This is a genomic window from Paraburkholderia sp. J8-2, from assembly GCF_905220195.1.
GTDB lineage: Bacteria > Pseudomonadota > Gammaproteobacteria > Burkholderiales > Burkholderiaceae > Paraburkholderia.
The window spans coordinates 123,803-142,138 of sequence record NZ_CAJMZA010000005.1 but is presented as its reverse complement, the minus strand read 5'-3'; the positions used below and the strand labels follow the sequence as shown (position 1 = coordinate 142,138).

The following is an 18,336-nucleotide window of genomic DNA, read 5'->3' as shown; positions in this document are numbered from 1 at the left end:
TCAATGTCCTTCCTTGCCCGGGCCGTCACCGTTGCTGCCGCCAGTGCCACCTGCGCCACCTGCGCTGCCGCCCGTGCCGCCCTGACCGCCGGCGTTGCCGCCGTTGTCGTTGTCATGGTCGTGCGCGTGGTGCTCTTCGTAGTGCTGGAGCGCGACGTCCGCGTCTTCCTTCTCGCCCGCGAACTTCGCACGAATCACGACGAAGAACATCGGGATCATGAAGATCGCGAGGAACGTGGCCGTGAGCATGCCGCCGATCACGCCCGTGCCAATCGCGTGCTGCGAAGCCGAACCCGCGCCGTTACTGATCGCGAGCGGCAGCACGCCGAGAATGAACGCCAACGACGTCATCAGAATCGGCCGCAGACGCAGTCGCGAAGCTTCGAGCGCTGCCTCGACCGGTCCCATCTTCCCTTCGGCCTGCAGGTCTCGCGCGAACTCCACGATCAGAATCGCGTTCTTCGCCGAAAGACCCACAGTGGTCAACAGACCCACCTGGAAGAACACGTCGTTCTCGAGGCCGCGCAAGGTCACCGCCAGCAGCGCGCCGAGCACGCCGAGCGGCACCACCATGATGACCGCGAACGGAATCGACCAGCTTTCATACAGCGCCGCGAGACACAGGAACACGACGAGGATCGAGATGCCGTACAGAATCGGCGCCTGCGAACCCGACTGGCGTTCCTGATACGACAGACCCGTCCATTCGTAGCCGATACCCGCGGGCAGCTTCGCCGCGATCTGCTCCATGGCCGTCATGGCCTGGCCGGTCGACTTGCCCTGCCCCGCCTGACCCTGGATTTCCACGGCCGAGATACCGTTGTAGCGCTCGAGCTTCGGCGAACCGAAGGTCCAGCGGCCGCTCGCGACCGAGCCCAGCGGCGCCATCCCGCCCGCACTGTTGCGCACGTACCAGTTGTTCAAATCTTCCGGCGTCATGCGGAACGGTGCATCGGCCATCACGTACACCTTCTTGATACGGCCGTCCGTATCGAGGAAGTTGTTCACGTAGGACGACGCCCACGCGATCGAGAAGGTCTGGTCGACTGCAGCCGCCGTCACACCAAGCGCCTCGGCCTTTTCACGGTCGATGTCGATCGTGAACTGCGGTGTGTCGTTCAGGCCGTTCGGGCGCACGAGTGCGAGCGTCGGATCCTTCGCCGCCATGCCGAGCAGCATGTTGCGCGCTTCCATCAGCTTCTCGTGACCGAGACCCGCGCGATCCTGCAGTTCGAAGTCGAAGCCCGACGCGGTGCCGAGTTCAGGAATCGAAGGCGGATTCACCGGGAACACCGTCGCGTCCTTGTAGCCCGCGTAGTGCATGAACATGCGCCGCACCAGCGCCTGGACCTTCTGGTCCGCGTGCTGACGCTGCTTGTAGTCCTTCAAGCGCACGAACACGAGACCCGAGTTCTGGCCACGGCCCGCGAAGCTGAAGCCGTTCACCGTGAACACCGACTCGACGATGCTGCCTTCGTCCTTGAGCAGCCAGTTCTGGATGTTGGCGAGCGTGCGCGCCGTCGTTTCCTGGGTCGAGCCCACCGGCGTCTGCACGATCACGAACATCGTGCCCTGGTCTTCATCGGGCAGGAACGACTTCGGCAGGCGCACGAACAGCATGCCAACCGCGACGATCACCGCGAGATAGATGATGAGCCAGCGGCCCGAGCGCTTGATCACGTGGTGAACGCCCGAGTGATACTTGTCGCGGCTCGTCTCGAACGTGCGGTTGAACCAGCCGAAGAAGCCCTTCTTCTCTTCGTGATGGCCCTTCGGGATCGGCTTGAGGATGGTCGCGCACAGCGCCGGCGTCAGAATCAGCGCGACGAGCACGGACAGCACCATGGCCGCCACGATCGTGAGCGAGAACTGCCGGTAGATGGCGCCGACCGAGCCGCCCGAGAACGCCACCGGCACGAACACCGCGGAGAGCACGAGCGCCACGCCCACCAGTGCGCCGGTGATCTGGCCCATGGCCTTGCGGGTGGCTTCCTTCGGCCCCAGGCCCTCTTCCACCATCACCCGCTCGACGTTCTCCACGACCACGATCGCGTCGTCCACCAGCAGGCCGATGGCGAGCACGAGACCGAACATCGACAGCGTGTTGATGGAGAAGCCCACCGCCGCCATGATCGCGAACGTACCCAGCAGCACCACCGGCACCGCGATCGTCGGAATGAGCGTCGCGCGCAGGTTCTGCAGGAACAGGTACATCACGAGGAACACCAGCACGATGCCTTCCAGCAGCGTCTTGATCACTTCCTCGATCGACAGGCGCACGAACGGCGTCGTGTCGTACGGGTACTTCACGACGAGACCGTGCGGGAAGTACTTCGAGAGGTCGTCGATCTTCTGGCGCACGAGCTTCGCGGTCTGCAGCGCGTTGGCGCCCGTCGCGAGCTGAATACCCAGACCGGCCGTCGGCGAACCGTTGTACTTCGTGTCGAAGTTGTAGTTTTCGCCGCCGAGACCAATACGCGCCACGTCCTTCAGGCGCACCTGCGAACCATCCTGATTCACCTTCAGCAGGATGTTGCCGAACTGCTCAGGCGTTTGCAGCAGCGTCGATTCGGTGATGGTCGCCTGGAACGACTGCCCCGCCACCGCCGGCGTGCCGCCCAGCTGACCGCCCGCGATCTGCACGTTCTGCGCCGTAATCGCGGCTGTGACGTCGCTTGGCGTGAGCTGGAAGTTCGTTAGCTTGTGTGGATCGAGCCATACGCGCATCGCGTACTGCGAGCCGAACAGCGTGACCGTACCCACGCCGTCGATACGGCTGATCGGGTCCTTCACGTTCGACGCCACGTAGTTCGCGAGGTCGTACTTGGTCATGCTGCCGTCTTCGGACACGAACGCGAGCACGAGCAGGAAGCTGCTGCTCGACTTCGTCACGCTGATACCGAGCTGCTGCACCACCTGCGGCAGAATCGGCGTGGCGAGCTGCAGCTTGTTCTGCACCTGCACCTGCGCGATGTCCGGATTGGTGCCCGCGGCGAAGGTCAGCGTGATGGTGGCCGTGCCCGAGTCATCGGAAGTCGACGAGATGTACAGCAGGTGGTCGAGACCGCTCATCTGCTGCTCGATCACCTGCGTGACCGTGTTTTCCACCGTCTTGGCCGACGCACCCGGATAGTTCGCACTGATCTGGATGGAAGGCGGCGCGATGGTCGGATACTGCGCGACCGGCAGCGTGAACACCGAGGCCACGCCCGCCAGCATCAGGATGATGGCGATCACCCATGCAAAAATTGGGCGATCAATAAAGAACTTTGCCATGAAGCAGGCTCCCGGTTATTGCGCTGCGGAGGCGGCAGGCGCAGCCGAGGCACCGCTTGCACCCGCTGCGGGCCCGGACGCGGCGCTGGCAGCGTTCGCATTGCCCGAGGCAGTTGCCATGTCGGCCGAAGGCGCGCCCGGCGGCGGCGGCGGCGGCAGTTGCGCCGCGACCGGCTTGACCTGCGCACCCGGCTTGACCTTGTCGGTGCCTTGCACGATCACGCGGTCACCGGCCTGCAGGCCGCTCTCCACGACCCAGTCCTGACCCTGCGCGCCCGACGTAACGATCGGATGCGGCACGACCTTGTTGTCCTGATCGACGACGAGCACCGACGCCTGGCCCTTCTGGTCGTGCTGCACACCAACCTGCGGCACGAGGAACGCATTGTTGTTGATGCCTTCTTCGATGCGCGCCCGCACGAACATGCCCGGCAACAGCACGCGGTCGGCGTTCGGGAACAGCGCGCGAACCGTCACCGAGCCGGTGGTCTGGTCGACCGTGACGTCGCTGAACTGGAGCTTGCCCTTCTGTGCGTACACGCGGCCGTCTTCGAGCACGAGCGACACCTTCGCGGCGTTCGGGCCATTGGTCGCGAGGCGCCCTTCCTGAATCGCGCGGCGCAGCTTCAGGCCGTCGAGACTCGATTGCGTAACGTCGACGTACATCGGGTCGAGTTGCTGAACCGTCGACATGAGCGTCGCGGCGCTCGCCTGCACGTAGGCGCCCGGCGTGACCTGCGAGATGCCGACCTGGCCCGTGACCGGCGAAACGACGTCGGTATAGCCCAGGTTGATCTGCGCCGTATCGACGGCAGCCTTGCCGGAGGCGACGTCCGCTGCCGCCTGGCCCTGCGCGGAAACGGCGTTGTCGTAGTCCTGCTTGCTCACGGCGTTGGCCTGCACCAGCACCTTGTAGCGCGCAACCAGCGCGTTCTGCGTGACGAGGTTGGCCTGGGCCTTCGCGAGCGTGGCCTTGGCGGTGTTCAGCGCAGCGATATACGGCGCGGGGTCGATCTTGTAGAGCCGCTGGCCGGCCTTCACGATCGCGCCTTCGGTGAACTCGCGGCGCAGCACGATGCCGTCGACCCGTGCGCGCACTTGCGCGACGAGGAAGGCACTGGTGCGGCCGGGAAGCTCGGAGACGACCGGCACGGCGGTCGGCTGGACGGTAATGACACCCACTTCGGGGGTTTGCGGCGGCGGCGCCGACTGCTTTTGCCCGCAGGCTGCGAGCACGATGGCAGCCGTCGCGACACTGATTAGGCGGAATGGAACCCGTTCGACGCGCATGGAGCGACCTCTGTCTATAACTGACAATAAAAGCGTGCGGCGTCCTGCAACGAGGAGGACGACCACGCACGCCAGCATCTGGCAAATACCTGACGGATAAACCCGGTACTTCTTTTAGAAAGGCGCGTTCCGGTCTGCACATCCGTCCGGGCGATACTGCTGCGCGCCACCCACGGGGCGTCGCGCATTGGGGTTTCTACGACCACTTGGCCAGTGACGGATATTAACCGGACATCACCACTTGAGGCACCCAGGTGGTGGGGTGCTATTATAGATACATTCGCGAATGAATGTAAAAGGACGTTACATAACCGTTGGACGGCGCTGCAGGTGCGATCCGCGCATCAGATCCATATTACAAATCAATACATTACGGTTCGCACCCCAAATACATTTGTTCACCCGTAACCCTCAGCAACACACCGACTTCAAAACATGGTCCGCCGAACGAAAGAGGAAGCGCTGGAGACGCGCAACCGGATCCTCGACGCCGCCGAACACGTCTTTTACGAGAAGGGCGTGTCGCGCACATCGCTCGCCGACATCGCCCAGACCGCGGGCGTGACGCGCGGCGCGATCTACTGGCATTTCGAGAACAAGGGCGACCTGTTTACGGCCATGTTCGACCGCGTGGTCCTGCCGCTCGACGAACTGAAGGTGGCGTCGACGGACCCCGGCGAGCCCGACCCGCTCGGCCGCATGCGCGATCTTTGCATTTTGTGTCTGCGCAACACGGCAACCGACGTGCGCCGCCGCCGCGTGTTCGAGATCCTGTTCCTGAAGTGCGAGTTCGTCGAGGAGATGGGGCCGGTGATGGCGCGCCATCAGACCGACATGCGCGAGGGTCTCGCGAGCATCGAGCAAGGGTTGCGCAATGCAATATCGAAGGGCCAGTTGCCCGCCGACCTCGACCCCAAGCGCGCCTCGCGCGTGCTCCATTCGTTCATTGGCGGCGCGCTGCGCGACATGGCGATCCTGCCGGACGTGTTCGACGTGGCGAGCAACGCCGAACTGCACGTCGACGCGATGCTCGACGCGCTGCGCTACAGCCAGTCGCTGCGCACGGGCGCGAGCGAATCGAACACCTGAATCCCCCTGCGCGCGCAGCGCCCGGATCGATCAAGGCGGCGCGCTGACGAGGCCGCCTTTTTCTTGCCCGCTCAGGCCGGCACGCGATTCGCGCGGGCCCGCTGATTCGATGCGTAGATGTTGTCGCGCGCGAGCGGCACGCCTGCCTTGACGGCGGCAAGCCAGGCATCCGTGGTCACGACCGCCGCGAAGCGCGTGTGCATCACCACGCTGAACGCGCGGTGGATGTCCTCGGCGCTAACCGTTCCCGCCTCGTTCGCATACGGCACCGAACCCGTCGCATCGGCGAGAAATTCCACGGCGAGACCCGCGTGGGTCGCCTCGAACACCGTCGAGGCATCGCAGTTGTGCGTCATGTAGCCGGCCACCGTAAGCGTGTCGATGCCGCGTTCAGCGAGCCACACTTTCAGATCGGTGCCTGCGAAGGCGCTCGGCAGCGATTTTTCGACGTGGTGATCGTGCTCGCGCGAAGCCACGACCGGATGCAGCTCGGCGCCCACGCTGCCGCGCGCGAAGAGCGGCGAGTCTGCCGGAGCGAGATTCTGCACCACCACGATGGGCACGCCTGCCGCGCGCGCGGCGTCCATCGCGCGGCCGATATTGGCGAGCGACGTCTCGACGGGGGGAAATTCGATCGGCAGATCGCCGCTGACATATTCGTTCTGCACGTCGATGACGACGAGCGCCCGGCGCGGATTCGCGGACATGGCCATGCCTCCTGAGATTGAAAGGAACCGACCGGTCCGAAGACGCAAAGTCGATGGCGCGATTGTGGCGCTGAGCCCGCTCACGCGACAGTGGCCCGAATGACAACTTTCGCTAGAATCGGGCCATTCACCTTCGGGGCTCGCCATGGCCACTGCTGCTCGTCAGACTCCTTCGCCCGCCCCGCTGCGCGTCGCCGTGATCGCCTTCGACCGCATCAGCCCGTTTCATCTTTCCGTGCCTTGCGTCGTGTTCGGAGAGGACCGCAGCGAAGGCGGCGTGCCGCCGTTCGAACTTGCCGTTTGCGCGGCGGAGCCCGGCCCGCTCACGACCACGGCGGGCTTCACGATCGGCGCGCCGCAGGGGCTCGAGGGGCTGCGCGGCGCGGACGTGATCGTCGTGCCGAGCTGGCGCGACACCCACGAAGCGCCGAGCGCCGCGCTTTGCGAGGCGCTGCGCGAAGCGCACGCGAGCGGCGCGATCCTCGTCGGACTTTGCCTCGGCGCTTATGTGCTCGCGCATGCGGGCCTGCTGGACGACCGGCCAGGCACCACACACTGGGCCGCCGCCGACGATTTCGCGCAACGGTTTCCGGCCGTGCGCTTCGATCCCGGCGTGCTTTATATCGACGACGGCGACCTGCTCACCTCGGCGGGCACGGCGGCGGGACTCGACTGCTGCCTGCATCTCATGAGGCGCCTGTGCGGCTCGAACGCCGCGAACTATGTGGCCCGCCGGCTCGTCGTGCCGCCGCATCGCCAGGGCAACCAGGCGCAGTACGTGCAGCAGCCACTCGCGGCGGCCGGGCGCGGCGACCGTCTGCCGGGCCTGCTCGACTGGATTCGCGCCCACCTCGACGCGCCCCACACACTTGACTCGCTCGCGCAGCGCGCGCTGATGAGCCGGCGCACCTTCACGCGCCAGTTCCGCTTGACGACGGGGTCGACAGTGAGCGCCTGGCTGCTCGGCGAGCGCCTCGCACGCGCGCAGCAATTGCTCGAAAGCACCGATCATCCGATCGACGCGATCGCCCAGCGCGCGGGCTTCGGCTCGGCCGCGTCGCTGCGGCAGCATTTCGTGGAGGCGTTCAGGATTTCGCCGTCGGCGTGGCGGCGGGAGTTTCGGGGGGATTGAGCGATTCGACGGGCGGCGCAATGGGGGTGCCACTCGGGCGCGCCGCCCGCCGCCAGCTTCAGGTCGCGGTAAACCAGCGCGCTGCATAAAGCAGCAACGCGACGAAAAAGATCATCGCTGCCCACGCCCAGTACGGCATGGCATGCGGCGGCGGCTCATGATGCAGCGTGCTTGCCGCACGCCCCGAGAGCGTCCCGCCCGCATGGTGCTGAGGCAGGATATGCGCGCGCCTCGCGAGCCCCGCGAGGTTGATCGGCCGCAGGAACACGTGTTGCCGGCGCGGCTGCTCGCCCGCCACGCGGTTGGGCGCCCGGCCGTGCTTGGCCGCGACCACGGCGCAGAACTCCGTGAAGAAGTCGTCGGCGAGTTCGTGCAGGGCGTTTTCGATCTGCCGCGGCGGCAGCTCGGAAAGCGGCCCCGTGAGCGTGGCCCACACCGAATAGTCGATCCGTGTGCTCACGTCCTTGCCCGTACCCGGCTCCTTCGCCGTGGCGCGCTCTTCCGGGCGCAGTGCGACGTCGATCTGTCCGCGCAGCGAGCCGATCCCGTCCGCGCGGGCCCGAAAACTCAGCACGCGCCGAGGTGTGAGCGGCACTTGCGCCGTGTCATTGGCAATGTGAGCACGCACTTCGTAACGTGCGCGCAGCGGCCCGAGCGGCACCGTGAGCGTGATTGCATATTCGCCGGGGCCGAGCCGCCGGAAGGACTCGCAATGCTCCATGCTCGCGCGCACGAGCGCCACGTCCTGCAACGCCGCCCAGACGGCGTCGGGTTCGAGCGGAATTCTCAGCGCATCTTTCAGTTCCATGGCGGCTCCCCCTTTGCAAGCTACCGGGCCAGGTCAAGAGGTCTGGTCGATCCGGTCCACGCGAGTCGCGTAAAACGCCAGATAGCCCTTGATGCCGCGCGCGTCGTCCAGCGGCGCTTCGTAGCTCCAGGCCGCCTCTTCGACGCACCCGTCTTCGGTACGCAAATGGAAATACGTTGCCTCGCCCTTGAACGGGCAATGCGAGGTGTGTCCGGAGCGTTCGAGTCGCGCCATGTTCACATCGGCGCGCGGAAAGTAGTAGACGTCGGGGTAGCCGGTTTCGCAAAGGGTGATGGCGTGCAACGTGTCGGCAATGGTGATGCCGCCATGAATCACGCGCACGCGGTGACGGTTCGCGACTAGGTCGATGCGATGGGCCGCATCCGGTTCGACCGCCATGTTCGGCTCCCCTTTTGGTAGGCGGCGCCTGCGTGGCGCCCCGCCTCGGCTTCATTATCGGCCAAACTCGGCGAGGCTGCGTGAATCTTATGTGCGGCGCGCGTGCGGCAGCGCCCCAACGCGCGCCTGTACCCTGCCCGGCTTACCAGATGAAAGCCGCCCGCGCGCTGCCGTTCGAGCCCACCGTCACGGCGCTCGTCTTGTCGACGCCCGCATGGCTCACATGCACGCTGTAGCGCCCCGGACGCACCCTGACGAGCATATAAGGCCCGCGTGAAGTCGTATCGAGGACGCTCGCGCCATGCGAATCGGTGATCTGCACGCGCACGTCCGCGACATACTCGCCGCTGCGCTGGGTGAAACGCAACGCAAGCGGCCATTGGCGCTCGGCGCCAAGCAGCGCCTTCGATTCGTCGAGACCCACGCCGCCGGAGACGTACGATACGTCGCCCTGCTGCTGGACTTGCGGCATGCCGCCGCCGTTGGTGTTGCCGGCGCTCGTGTTGTCGGTGGTCGTGCCGCCGACCGTGCCCGACGCCTCGGCTTGCTGGGCCGCCGCGCCGCCCGCGTAGCCAAACGCCAGGGTGGCCGCGAGGATCGTCGCGTAAGCGGTGGCATGGACGGGGCGCGAGTTGTGGAAACGCTTCATCGATCGCTCCTTTCAGGTTGTCCGATGTAACGCTTGCGCAAGGCGCATGCCCGATGCATACCCGGCGGCAGGCGCAGGCGCTTTCTGGGCGCCCAAAAACGCCGCTGCCGCCGTGGCCAAAGGCCAACGGCGGCAGCGCGGGAACAACGTCATGAAACCTGCTCTCGCCGCGAATCCGGCGCACGGAGCCGGATTCGCGGCAGCAGGGATCAGCCGAGATCGACGGGCACGAAAATCTGTGCGTCGTCTCGCTGGATCAGGAGTGCAATGCTGTTGCCAGCTTTCGAAACCATTTGCTTGAGTTGATCGGCGCTCGTCACCGGGCGGCCATTCACGGCGAGAATCACGTCGCCGGGCTGCACGCCCGCGTTTTCGGCGGCGCCGCCCGACTGCTCGACGAGCAGGCCGTGATCGAGCGAGCCGTTGCTCTTCTCTTCCGGCGTGAGCGGGCGCACCGCGACGCCGAGGCGTCCCTGCATCTGCGCTTGCGGTGCGTCGTTCGACGCGACCTTCGCGTCGCCCAGCGCGCCGATGGTCGCCGTGAGGTCCTTCGTGCTCTTGTCGCGCCACACCTGCACATCGGCCTTCGTGCCCGGCTTCATGCCCGCGATGAGCGCCGGCAGATCCGACGAATCGTCCACCGACTGGCCGTTCACGGACAGGATCACGTCGCCGGGCTTCAGGCCCGCCTTCGCAGCCGGACCGCTCGCGTCGACCGAACTGACCAGCGCGCCGCGCGGCTTGTCCATGCCGAACGAGTTGGCAAGCGTCTGGTTCATCGACTGCACCGCTACACCGAGACGCCCACGGCTCACGTGGCCGGTCTTGACGAGTTCGTCCTTGACCTTGATCGCCTCATTGATTGGGATTGCGAACGAAAGGCCCTGGAAACCGCCCGTCTGCGAGTAGATCATCGAGTTGATGCCGATTACTTCGCCCTGCAGATTAAACAGCGGGCCACCCGAATTGCCGGGGTTGACCGGCACATCGGTCTGGATGAACGGCGTGTAGTTCTCGTCAGGCAGCGAGCGCGACTTCGCGCTGATGATGCCCGAGGTCACGGTGTTGTCGAAGCCATACGGCGAGCCGATCGCCACCACCCACTGGCCAACCTTGCTCTGGCGCGGGTCGCCGATCTTCACGGTCGGCAGATCCTTGGCGTCGATCTTGAGCACGGCGACGTCCGACTGCTTGTCCGCGCCCACGACCTTCGCCTTGTATTCGCGCTTGTCGGTGAGCTTCACGGTCACGACGTTGGCGCCGTCCACGACGTGCGCGTTCGTGAGAATGTAGCCGTCGGCGCTGACGATGAAGCCCGAGCCGAGGCTCGCACTCGGCTGGTCCGCCTGCGGGCCGTTGTCGCCGCCGCCCATGCCGGGCGCACCGCCGTAGAAGTGCTTGAAGAACTGGTAGAACGGATCGCTCGGATCGATCGGCAGTTGCTGCGGGCCGCTGCCGCCACTGCGCAGCGCCGTTTGCTTCACGACGTGCTTCGCGCTGATGTTGACCACTGCGGGCCCGTAGGTTTCCACGAGACCCGAGAAGTCGGGAACGCCGGTCTTGGCGGCCGCTTCGGCGGGCATCATCGCCGCGGCCTGCGCCTGCGAAATCACCTGCGGGGCAGGCAGATCACGGTGCCCTGCTACGTAGCCCGCCGACAACGCGACGACCACGGCGGCTGCCACGGCACTGCGGGAAAGAACTTTTGTATTCATTGCGGACTCCTTGCGCGGGGTACTCATCACGACGTACGAAGAGTAAGCCGTGTCTCTTAAAGGAGTCTTAAGTACGCAGAAATCGCAATAATCGCGCAAACGCCCGCGTGGCGGGCATTTGCGGGTAACGAAAGCTCAGAACCGCACGTCCACGAGCAGGCCGCCGGCGGGCGAATCGCCGAGCGTGATGGTCGCGTCGTGCTGATCCGCGATGCGCCGCACGATAGCGAGCCCGAGGCCCGTGCCGGCGATATCGGTGCGCGCGCGGTTCACGCCCGCGCCCACGCGATAAAAGCGATCGAACACGCGCGCGCGTTCGTCCTCGGGGATGCCCGGTCCGCTGTCCGCGATGCGCACGCGCGCATGACCGTCCACGACGGCGAGGCTCACGTCCACGCGGCCGCCAGCAGGCGTGTATTTGGTGGCGTTGTCGAGCAGGTTGTTGAGCATCACGCGCAGTGCATCGGCGTCGCCATGCACGCTCGCCGCCACACTTTCCTCGATGCCGAGATCGACGCCGCGCTGCTGCGCAAGCGGCGCATAGTTGAGCACGCAATCATCGAGCAGTGCATGCAGGTCGACGCTCCGTGCGCGCGCATGACCGTCGGGTTCGGAACGCGCAAGCGCGAGCAGTTGCTCGGCAAGACGCGTGGCGCGCGTCACACCCGCTTGCAGGTCGGAGAGCGCTTCGCGGCGCGTTTCATCGTCCTTTGCGCGCGCAACGAGTTGCGCCTGGATCTGCACGGCCGCGAGCGGCGTGCGCAATTCGTGCGCGGCATCGGCAACGAAGGCCTTTTGCGTGTCGATGGCCTGCGCGAGGCGCTCGAGCAGCGCGTTCAACGCATGCACGAGCGGCGTGACTTCGCGCGGCAAACGCTCTTCGGGCAGCGGGTCGAGCGCTTCGGGGTGGCGCGTGTCGAGCGCGAGCGCAACGCGCGAGAGCGGCCTGAGCCCGCGCCCCACCACGATCCAGACGGCGGCGCCGAGAAACGGCAGCACCACGATGAGCGGCCAGAGCGTGCGCAACGCGACGTTCGCGGCGAGCCGGTTGCGCACGGAAACGGGCTGCGCGAGCTGCACGACATTGTCGCCGACGATGGCGCCGTACACGCGCCAGTCGCCACGATCGGTGCGCTCCGTCGAAAAGCCGAGTTCCGCGCGCGGCGCGAGCGGCGCGCGCGGATGCGAGTAGTACATGAGCACGCCATTGCGATTCCAGATCTGCAGCACGATGCCTTCGTCGCCGGTATCGCGCGAACTGAGGATCTCGTTGAATGGCTCGGAGGGCAGCGCCTCGGCGATTTCCTGCAGCTGGTAGTCGAACAGCTCGTTGGCCTCGGCGAGCGCCTGGCGATAGATCAGCCAGCCCGCGAGCCCCACGCCCGCGACAACGATCGCGAGCAGCCAGAACAGCAGTTGTCGTCGGATGGAACTCATCGGCTAAGTGGGTCTCCTGCGCGCGTCATGCGTCTTTGGCGATCATGTAGCCGAGGCCGCGCACGTTGCGGATCAGATCGGCCCCGAGCTTCTTGCGCAGCGCGTGGATATAAACCTCGACGGTATTGCTGCCGATCTCCTCGCCCCAGCCGTACATCTTCTCCTCGAGCTGGGTTTTCGAGAGCACCGCGCCCGGGCGCGCGAGCAGCGCTTCGAGCAGCGCGAATTCGCGCGCCGAGAGCGCAACGGGCGAGCCGTCCTGCGTGACCTGGTGCGAGGCCGGATCGAGCGTGATCGAGCCGTGGCGGATGGTCGAGTCGCTGCGGCCCGACTGGCGGCGGATCAGCGCGCGCATGCGCGCGCCCAGTTCGTCGAGGTCGAACGGCTTGATGAGGTAGTCGTCCGCGCCGGCGTCGAGCCCCTTCACGCGATCGGCGACAGCGTCGCGCGCGGTGAGGATCAGCACGGGCAGCGCCGCGCCGCGCGCGCGCAGTGTGCGCAGCACGTCGAGGCCGTCACGGCGGGGCAATCCGAGATCGAGCAGCATGAGATCGTAGGAATCCGCGCTCGCGGCCGAGAGGGCGGCGTCGCCGTCCTCGACCCAGTCGACCGCAAAGCCTTCGCCGCGCAGCGCCTTGCGCACGCCTTCGGCGATCATGCGGTCATCTTCGACTAGCAGTATGCGCATCGTAATGTTGGCCGCACGGCGACGGCGCGTCGCGCAGCGTGAATGGATGACAGATGCGTGCATTCTAGCGCCTGAACAGGAGCGCGGCGCCGCTGCGGCGCGTAGCCGGTCGCGATGCATTGGCGCGCGTCGCGGGCGGTGTTTGAACCACGCCACGCAATGTGCGACGTTTTCTCGCCTGCAATGCGCGCACGCGGCGCGAGGTCTTTACAATGTGCGCTTTTGCGGCGCTTCACTCGTGATTCGGCCGCGATGCGCGCGAGCTGGCTTCGTGCAACGCTCACGCTAGCGCATCGCGCATGCACCACGAATCACACGCTGCCCTAATTTTCGCGCCCGCGCGCAGCACCGGCGAGTCCCCGCTTTCCGTGCGCCACGCCCGGCCCATGCACTGCCCCCGCACTCGCCCGAACGCTTTTCATGCTGCCCGCTTCGCTGTCCCGCCTACGCTCGTTGTTCCGACTGCCTGCCTCGCGCACCGACCGCACGCATTTCGCCGCCGCCACACCGCGCCAGCCTAAACCGCTCGCCCTCGCATTGGCCTGCGCCACGCTCGCCGCGAGCTTCGCCGCCGCGCCCGCCGCGTACGCGCAGCCCGAAGGCGCGCGCGTGCCCACGGTCAACGTGACCACCGTGCTGCCGCCCACCGTGATGGCGGGCCTCGAGCGCGCGCACGTGCCGCTCTCGTCGGTGAGCGTGGTGATCGAAAAGGTTGGCGACCGCCAGCCCAGCGTCGCCGTGAACGCCGGCCAGCCCATGATGCCCGCCTCGACGATGAAGCTCGTCACGACGTGGAGCGGCCTCGCGATGCTCGGTCCCGACTATCGCTGGAAAACGAGCGCCTACACCGACGGCGAAATCGATGCGGGCGGCACGCTGCACGGCAATCTCTATATCAAGGGCACCGGAGACCCGAAGCTCGTGCCCGAAGAGCTGATCGACCTCGTGCAGAAGATTCGCGCGGCGGGTGTCGCGCGCATCGACGGCGCGCTCGTGCTCGACAAGAGCGAATTCGATCCGTCCACGCGCGACCTGCCCTCGTTCGACGGCGACGATAGCGCGCCCTACAACGTCGGCCCCGATCCACTGATGTACGCATTCAAGGCGGTCTCGTTCACGTTCTCGCCCTCGCGCGAAGGCGTATCGATCGACGTGGTGCCGCCCGTTGCGCAGTGGCAGATCGACAACCAGATCCGCGGGCGCGCCGGCGCGTGCGGCGGCATGCTGCCGAGCCCGCAGGTTTCGCCCGGCGGCAATGGCGTCGTCACCGCGAGCTTCGCGGGCAGCTACGCCATGCGCTGCGGCGAACGCACGCTCAACATGGCCGCGCCCGTGGACCACAGCACGTTCTTCGCCGACGGGTTCCTCGCGCTCTGGCAACAAACCGCGCAACAATCCGCACAACAATCCGCACAACAAACCGGGCAGCAAATCGGACAGCAAGCGGGCGGCAGCCTGTTCGCCACGCCCGCCGGCACGGTGCGCGAAGGCGTCGTGCCGCCGCGCGCGCGTCTGCTCGCCGTGCACCAGAGCCCGCCGCTCGCGGACGTCGTGCACGACATCAACAAGTTCAGCAACAACGTGATGGCGCGCAATCTGTTCCTCACGCTCGGCGCGGTTGCTGCCAAACCGCCTTCAACCACGGCCAAGGCTGCCACGGCCGTCAACGCGTTCTTGCGGCGCAGCGGCCTGAACATGCCCGAACTCGTGCTCGACAATGGCTGCGGCCTCTCGCGCGAAGAGCACATCAGCGCGCTCTCGCTCGCGAATCTGCTGCAAAACGCCAACGCGAGCCCCGTTGCGCAGGTGTTCATCGACTCGCTGCCGATCGTCGGCGTGGACGGCACGATGCGCAACCGCCTCACCAACGCGGGCGTGGAAGGCAACGCGCATATCAAGACGGGCACCCTGCGCGACGTGCGCGCGATCGCCGGTTACGTGGCGGCCGAAAATGGCGAGAGCTGGATCGTGGTGAGCCTCATCAACGATCCGCGCGCCGAGGCCGCACGCGCCGCGCACGATGCGCTGCTCGAGTGGGTCTACAAGGGCATGCCCGAAGAGAAGCCCGTGTACGTCGAGCCGCATCCCAAGCGCGCGGCGAAGGCGTCGAAGGTCGCGAAAGCGTCGCACAAGGCTCCGGCCGGTCGGCGCGGCGCGCATTGATGCGGCGCTCAGCGCGGCAATTTGCGCACGGCGTGGCCACTGAGTGCACGCTGAGCGCACGCCGCGGACCTGTCCCCGCGTACCTTGTTCGAGCCCGACGCCCTGCGCCGGGCTCGAAGTTTTCCTCTAGCAAAGCGCCGCCCGTCCTGGGCGCGAGGCGTGTACCCTGACGGGCAAAGGCCGAAGGCGCGTCACAAAAATCTGTCAAACGCGTACGGCAATCGAGCCGCGCACGCACAAGAACGCGCATCAACGCGGCCGAAAAGACACGAGACTACAACCGCCGCGCTGCCAGCCAGCGCCGCCCACGGGACAAGGAGGACGACGTTCGTGCAGTTCGACGCGCAATGGCTGTTGCTCGCCCTCGCTCCCGTGTTTCTCGCCTGCATCGGCTGGGAAGCGTGGTACCTCTCCCGCACGCGGCCCCGTGCTGCATCGAACGACACCCCCGACAGCGCCCGCTACGCGTGGCCCGATACGCTGTGCAACGCCGCGCTCGCGCTCATGCATCAGGGCGCCGACAAACTGGCGTGGCTCGTTGCGATCCCCGTCTATGCCTATGTTTACCGGCACTTCCGGCTCGTTTCGTGGCAGCCCGGCCTCGTCGCGTGGTTCGCGCTCTTTGTCGCGCAGGACCTGCTCTACTACGTCTTTCACCGCGCGAGCCATCGCGTGCGCTGGCTCTGGGCCGCGCACGTCGTCCACCATTCGTCGGAACGCCTGAACCTGTCGACGGCGTTTCGCCAGAGCCTCATGTATCCCGTTGCGGGCATGTGGGTGTTCTGGATTCCGCTCGCCATGCTCGGCTTCACACCGGAGCAGATCGTCGCGATCGTGCTCGTCAATCTCGCGTTCCAGTTCTTCGTGCACACGCAAGCGATAGGTCAGCCCGGCAAGCTCGGCTGGCTCGAATACGTGTTCAACACGCCGTCGATGCATCGCGTTCACCACGCGCGCAACGCACGCTATATCGATCGCAATTACGCCGGCGTGCTCGCGATCTGGGACCGCATGTTCGGCAGCTATGTCGAGGAAGACGCCCACGACGCGCCCGACTACGGCATCGTCAAGCCGCTCGCGTCATGCAATCCGCTCAAGGCGACGTTTCACGAATGGCTCGCGATGGCGCGGGACTTCGCGCGCATGCCCGACTGGCGTTCGCGCGCAGCCGCCCTGTTCGCGCCGCCGGATTGGTGCGAGCGCCACGACGCGCTGCGTCTTGCAACCGTCATATCGGCAATATCGGCGACGGCGGGAACACCGCGCGGCGTGCCGGAAAACAACACCGAGGGTGAGTTCGGGTCGCGCAGTAGCTGAGAGATTGCGTAGTCTGTCGGCCTTGGCCCTCACCTGGAAGCAGCATGCAGGGGGTGCATGCAAGGCCGACTAACGAAAACAACATCGACAACGGGTGCACGTGCCGCGAGCCCCCGTTGCATGAGTAGGCAGGCATGGCATCAAAGGCCACACACAGAGGAGATGAAGTGAATATGAAGCATCAAGGACCGAGACACCGTACGCTGTTGCGCGCCACCCAGATCGCTGTTGCGAGCGCAGCCTTTGCGCTGCTCGCCGCCTGCGGTGGCAGCAGCGGAGGGGGCAACAACAACGCGAGCACGCCGCCGCCGTCGGGCGTCAACTTGCAGGTGGTGGCGTTCGGCACGAGCTTGACCGACGCAGGCACGTATTCGGAGCAGATTCTGCCGGGCTTCGGCGGCGGCCGCTTCACGACCAACCCGGGCGAAGTCTGGGCACAGCATGTGTCCGAGTACTTCGGCAACACGCTTTCGCCGGCCTTTGAAGGCGGCTTCGGTCTGCCGCTCACGGCAACGGGCGGGCTCGACTACGCGCAAGGCGGCGCGCTGGTGACGGGCGGCGGCGTGGCGAATACCAGCGCCGTGATCGCCGCTGCGAGCGAGCAACCGGTCGATTGGCAAGTTCAGCAGTATCTGGCGCAGCACGGCAGCTTCAACGCGGGTCAACTCGTGCTCGTGGAAGGCGGCGCGAATGAAATCCTGAACCTGCTGGACGTGCCGACTGGCGGCGGCCAGACGAACCTGGCCTTGTTCGGCGCCGCACTCGTTGCGAACAATTTCACGGCCACTGTCGCTGCGAACCAGACTGCCGCTGTCACGGCCCTGATGAGCGAAGGCTTCACGCAGGCTCAGGCTACGGCGCTCGTACCCGCGTACGTCGCGCTTGGGCTCGTGAAGGCAAATCAGTCCGCCTTCTCGTCCATCATCCCGGTCCTGACAGCAGCGGCCACATTGGGTGGCATCGTCCATGCGGAAATCGTTCCCGGCAATCCGAAGATCGCTGTCGCCCTGGTACCCGACATCGGCAAGACGCCTGCCGCGCTGAAGGCCGATGCGGCCATCGGCGCAACGCCCGGCTCCGCGAGCTCGGCTGACCAGGCGCTCTCGCTCATTTCGGCGATGTACAACCTGACGCTGATTCAGGCGACCGCGGCCGACGTGCAGGCGAAGAAGGTCGTGCTGGTCGATACGTTCTCGTGGCTCGACCAGTCGGTCCAGAACGCAGCAAGCCTCGGCTTCACCGTGACGAATACGGACACGGCCTGCAACCTTACGGCCATGGCGACCAGCGCGACCAACTATGCGCTCGCCAACCCGCAGGCAACGCTCGGTCTGAACCCGGCCACGACGCCGCAAGCCACCATCAACGCCTACGCGCAGGCATACGGTCAGAGCTTCGGCAGCTCGCTGTTCTGCTCGCCGCAAACGCTGACGACGGCCAACGCGCCTACGACCTACATGTTCGCGGATCTCGTGCACCCGACCACGGCACTGCACCAGCAATTCGCGACGTTCGCCGAAACGCAGCTGGCTGCTGCGGGCATCGGCAAGGCGCCGTGATCAACCTCGTTTAAGCCTCGCGCACTGGATCTTCCGGTGCCAGAAAAAACACCCCACGGACCGTCAGGTTCGTGGGGTGTTTCTCATTGAACGCGGGCAAACGTGCT

Annotated in this window: 14 protein-coding genes; 5 read left to right on the top strand and 9 right to left on the bottom strand. The window is 66.1% G+C overall.

The genetic code is table 11. From position 1 onward, the window contains the following. Window positions 1–3,276 carry an efflux RND transporter permease subunit gene (locus tag U5A52_RS13955; RefSeq protein ID WP_321913761.1) on the bottom strand — a complete coding sequence of 1,092 codons (3,276 nt, stop codon included), beginning with the start codon at window positions 3,274–3,276 and terminating at the stop codon, window positions 1–3. A gap of 15 nt (window positions 3,277–3,291) precedes the next feature. After that, a complete protein-coding gene (locus tag U5A52_RS13950; RefSeq protein WP_321913760.1) occupies window positions 3,292–4,566 on the bottom strand; it encodes an efflux RND transporter periplasmic adaptor subunit in 1,275 nt (424 codons plus the stop codon). A 435-nt stretch (window positions 4,567–5,001) separates the two neighbouring features. Here U5A52_RS13950 and U5A52_RS13945 point away from each other — a divergent pair, with 435 nt between their 5' ends. Beyond that, window positions 5,002–5,655 (top strand): TetR family transcriptional regulator, encoded by a 654-nt coding sequence (locus U5A52_RS13945; RefSeq protein ID WP_321913759.1) that lies wholly within the window; start codon window positions 5,002–5,004, stop codon window positions 5,653–5,655. A 71-nt stretch (window positions 5,656–5,726) separates the two neighbouring features. On the opposite strand, the gene U5A52_RS13940 is transcribed toward U5A52_RS13945, so the two are convergent. Next, window positions 5,727–6,362, bottom strand: coding sequence for a cysteine hydrolase family protein (locus U5A52_RS13940; protein ID WP_415773870.1), 636 nt, complete (start codon window positions 6,360–6,362; stop codon window positions 5,727–5,729). Between the two features lie 145 nt (window positions 6,363–6,507). Here U5A52_RS13940 and U5A52_RS13935 point away from each other — a divergent pair, with 145 nt between their 5' ends. After that, window positions 6,508–7,494 (top strand): helix-turn-helix domain-containing protein, encoded by a 987-nt coding sequence (locus U5A52_RS13935; protein ID WP_321935053.1) that lies wholly within the window; start codon window positions 6,508–6,510, stop codon window positions 7,492–7,494. A gap of 58 nt (window positions 7,495–7,552) precedes the next feature. On the opposite strand, the gene U5A52_RS13930 is transcribed toward U5A52_RS13935, so the two are convergent. The 6 genes from U5A52_RS13930 to U5A52_RS13905 form a co-directional block, all read right to left on the bottom strand. Then, complete coding sequence (locus U5A52_RS13930) at window positions 7,553–8,302, bottom strand: CoxG family protein (protein WP_321913756.1); 750 nt, start codon at window positions 8,300–8,302, stop codon at window positions 7,553–7,555. A 33-nt stretch (window positions 8,303–8,335) separates the two neighbouring features. Beyond that, the gene (locus tag U5A52_RS13925) at window positions 8,336–8,701 is read right to left on the bottom strand and encodes a DUF427 domain-containing protein (RefSeq protein WP_321913755.1); all 366 of its coding nucleotides are present in this window, start codon (window positions 8,699–8,701) and stop codon (window positions 8,336–8,338) included. Window positions 8,702–8,843: 142 nt separating this feature from the next. Next, entirely contained in the window at window positions 8,844–9,350 is a 507-nt protein-coding gene (locus U5A52_RS13920; RefSeq protein WP_321913754.1) for a carboxypeptidase regulatory-like domain-containing protein, read from the bottom strand. Window positions 9,351–9,559: 209 nt separating this feature from the next. Beyond that, window positions 9,560–11,065 (bottom strand): DegQ family serine endoprotease, encoded by a 1,506-nt coding sequence (locus tag U5A52_RS13915; RefSeq protein ID WP_321913753.1) that lies wholly within the window; start codon window positions 11,063–11,065, stop codon window positions 9,560–9,562. Between the two features lie 135 nt (window positions 11,066–11,200). Next, the gene (locus U5A52_RS13910; RefSeq protein ID WP_321913752.1) at window positions 11,201–12,502 is read right to left on the bottom strand and encodes an ATP-binding protein; all 1,302 of its coding nucleotides are present in this window, start codon (window positions 12,500–12,502) and stop codon (window positions 11,201–11,203) included. A gap of 25 nt (window positions 12,503–12,527) precedes the next feature. Continuing rightward, window positions 12,528–13,190, bottom strand: coding sequence for a response regulator (locus tag U5A52_RS13905; protein WP_112173421.1), 663 nt, complete (start codon window positions 13,188–13,190; stop codon window positions 12,528–12,530). A gap of 420 nt (window positions 13,191–13,610) precedes the next feature. Between U5A52_RS13905 and dacB the strand changes: the two genes are divergently transcribed. From dacB to U5A52_RS13890, 3 genes are all read left to right on the top strand, one after another. Beyond that, entirely contained in the window at window positions 13,611–15,353 is a 1,743-nt protein-coding gene (gene dacB / locus U5A52_RS13900) for a D-alanyl-D-alanine carboxypeptidase/D-alanyl-D-alanine-endopeptidase (protein WP_321935052.1), read from the top strand. A gap of 330 nt (window positions 15,354–15,683) precedes the next feature. Beyond that, complete coding sequence (locus U5A52_RS13895) at window positions 15,684–16,670, top strand: sterol desaturase family protein (protein WP_321935051.1); 987 nt, start codon at window positions 15,684–15,686, stop codon at window positions 16,668–16,670. Between the two features lie 173 nt (window positions 16,671–16,843). After that, window positions 16,844–18,229 carry an SGNH/GDSL hydrolase family protein gene (locus tag U5A52_RS13890; RefSeq protein WP_321913749.1) on the top strand — a complete coding sequence of 462 codons (1,386 nt, stop codon included), beginning with the start codon at window positions 16,844–16,846 and terminating at the stop codon, window positions 18,227–18,229. Window positions 18,230–18,336 lie beyond the last annotated feature (107 nt).

Excerpts from the sequence above, each read along its gene's own strand:
- U5A52_RS13955 (WP_321913761.1), bottom strand. The coding sequence starts at position 3,276 with ATGGCAAAGTTCTTTATTGATCGCCCAATTTTTGCATGGGTGATCGCC.
- U5A52_RS13950 (WP_321913760.1), bottom strand. The coding sequence starts at position 4,566 with ATGCGCGTCGAACGGGTTCCATTCCGCCTAATCAGTGTCGCGACGGCT.
- U5A52_RS13945 (WP_321913759.1), top strand. The coding sequence starts at position 5,002 with ATGGTCCGCCGAACGAAAGAGGAAGCGCTGGAGACGCGCAACCGGATC.
- U5A52_RS13940 (WP_415773870.1), bottom strand. The coding sequence starts at position 6,362 with ATGTCCGCGAATCCGCGCCGGGCGCTCGTCGTCATCGACGTGCAGAAC.
- U5A52_RS13935 (WP_321935053.1), top strand. The coding sequence starts at position 6,508 with ATGGCCACTGCTGCTCGTCAGACTCCTTCGCCCGCCCCGCTGCGCGTC.
- U5A52_RS13930 (WP_321913756.1), bottom strand. The coding sequence starts at position 8,302 with ATGGAACTGAAAGATGCGCTGAGAATTCCGCTCGAACCCGACGCCGTC.
- U5A52_RS13925 (WP_321913755.1), bottom strand. The coding sequence starts at position 8,701 with ATGGCGGTCGAACCGGATGCGGCCCATCGCATCGACCTAGTCGCGAAC.
- U5A52_RS13920 (WP_321913754.1), bottom strand. The coding sequence starts at position 9,350 with ATGAAGCGTTTCCACAACTCGCGCCCCGTCCATGCCACCGCTTACGCG.
- U5A52_RS13915 (WP_321913753.1), bottom strand. The coding sequence starts at position 11,065 with ATGAATACAAAAGTTCTTTCCCGCAGTGCCGTGGCAGCCGCCGTGGTC.
- U5A52_RS13910 (WP_321913752.1), bottom strand. The coding sequence starts at position 12,502 with ATGAGTTCCATCCGACGACAACTGCTGTTCTGGCTGCTCGCGATCGTT.
- U5A52_RS13905 (WP_112173421.1), bottom strand. The coding sequence starts at position 13,190 with ATGCGCATACTGCTAGTCGAAGATGACCGCATGATCGCCGAAGGCGTG.
- dacB (WP_321935052.1), top strand. The coding sequence starts at position 13,611 with ATGCTGCCCGCTTCGCTGTCCCGCCTACGCTCGTTGTTCCGACTGCCT.
- U5A52_RS13890 (WP_321913749.1), top strand. The coding sequence starts at position 16,844 with ATGAAGCATCAAGGACCGAGACACCGTACGCTGTTGCGCGCCACCCAG.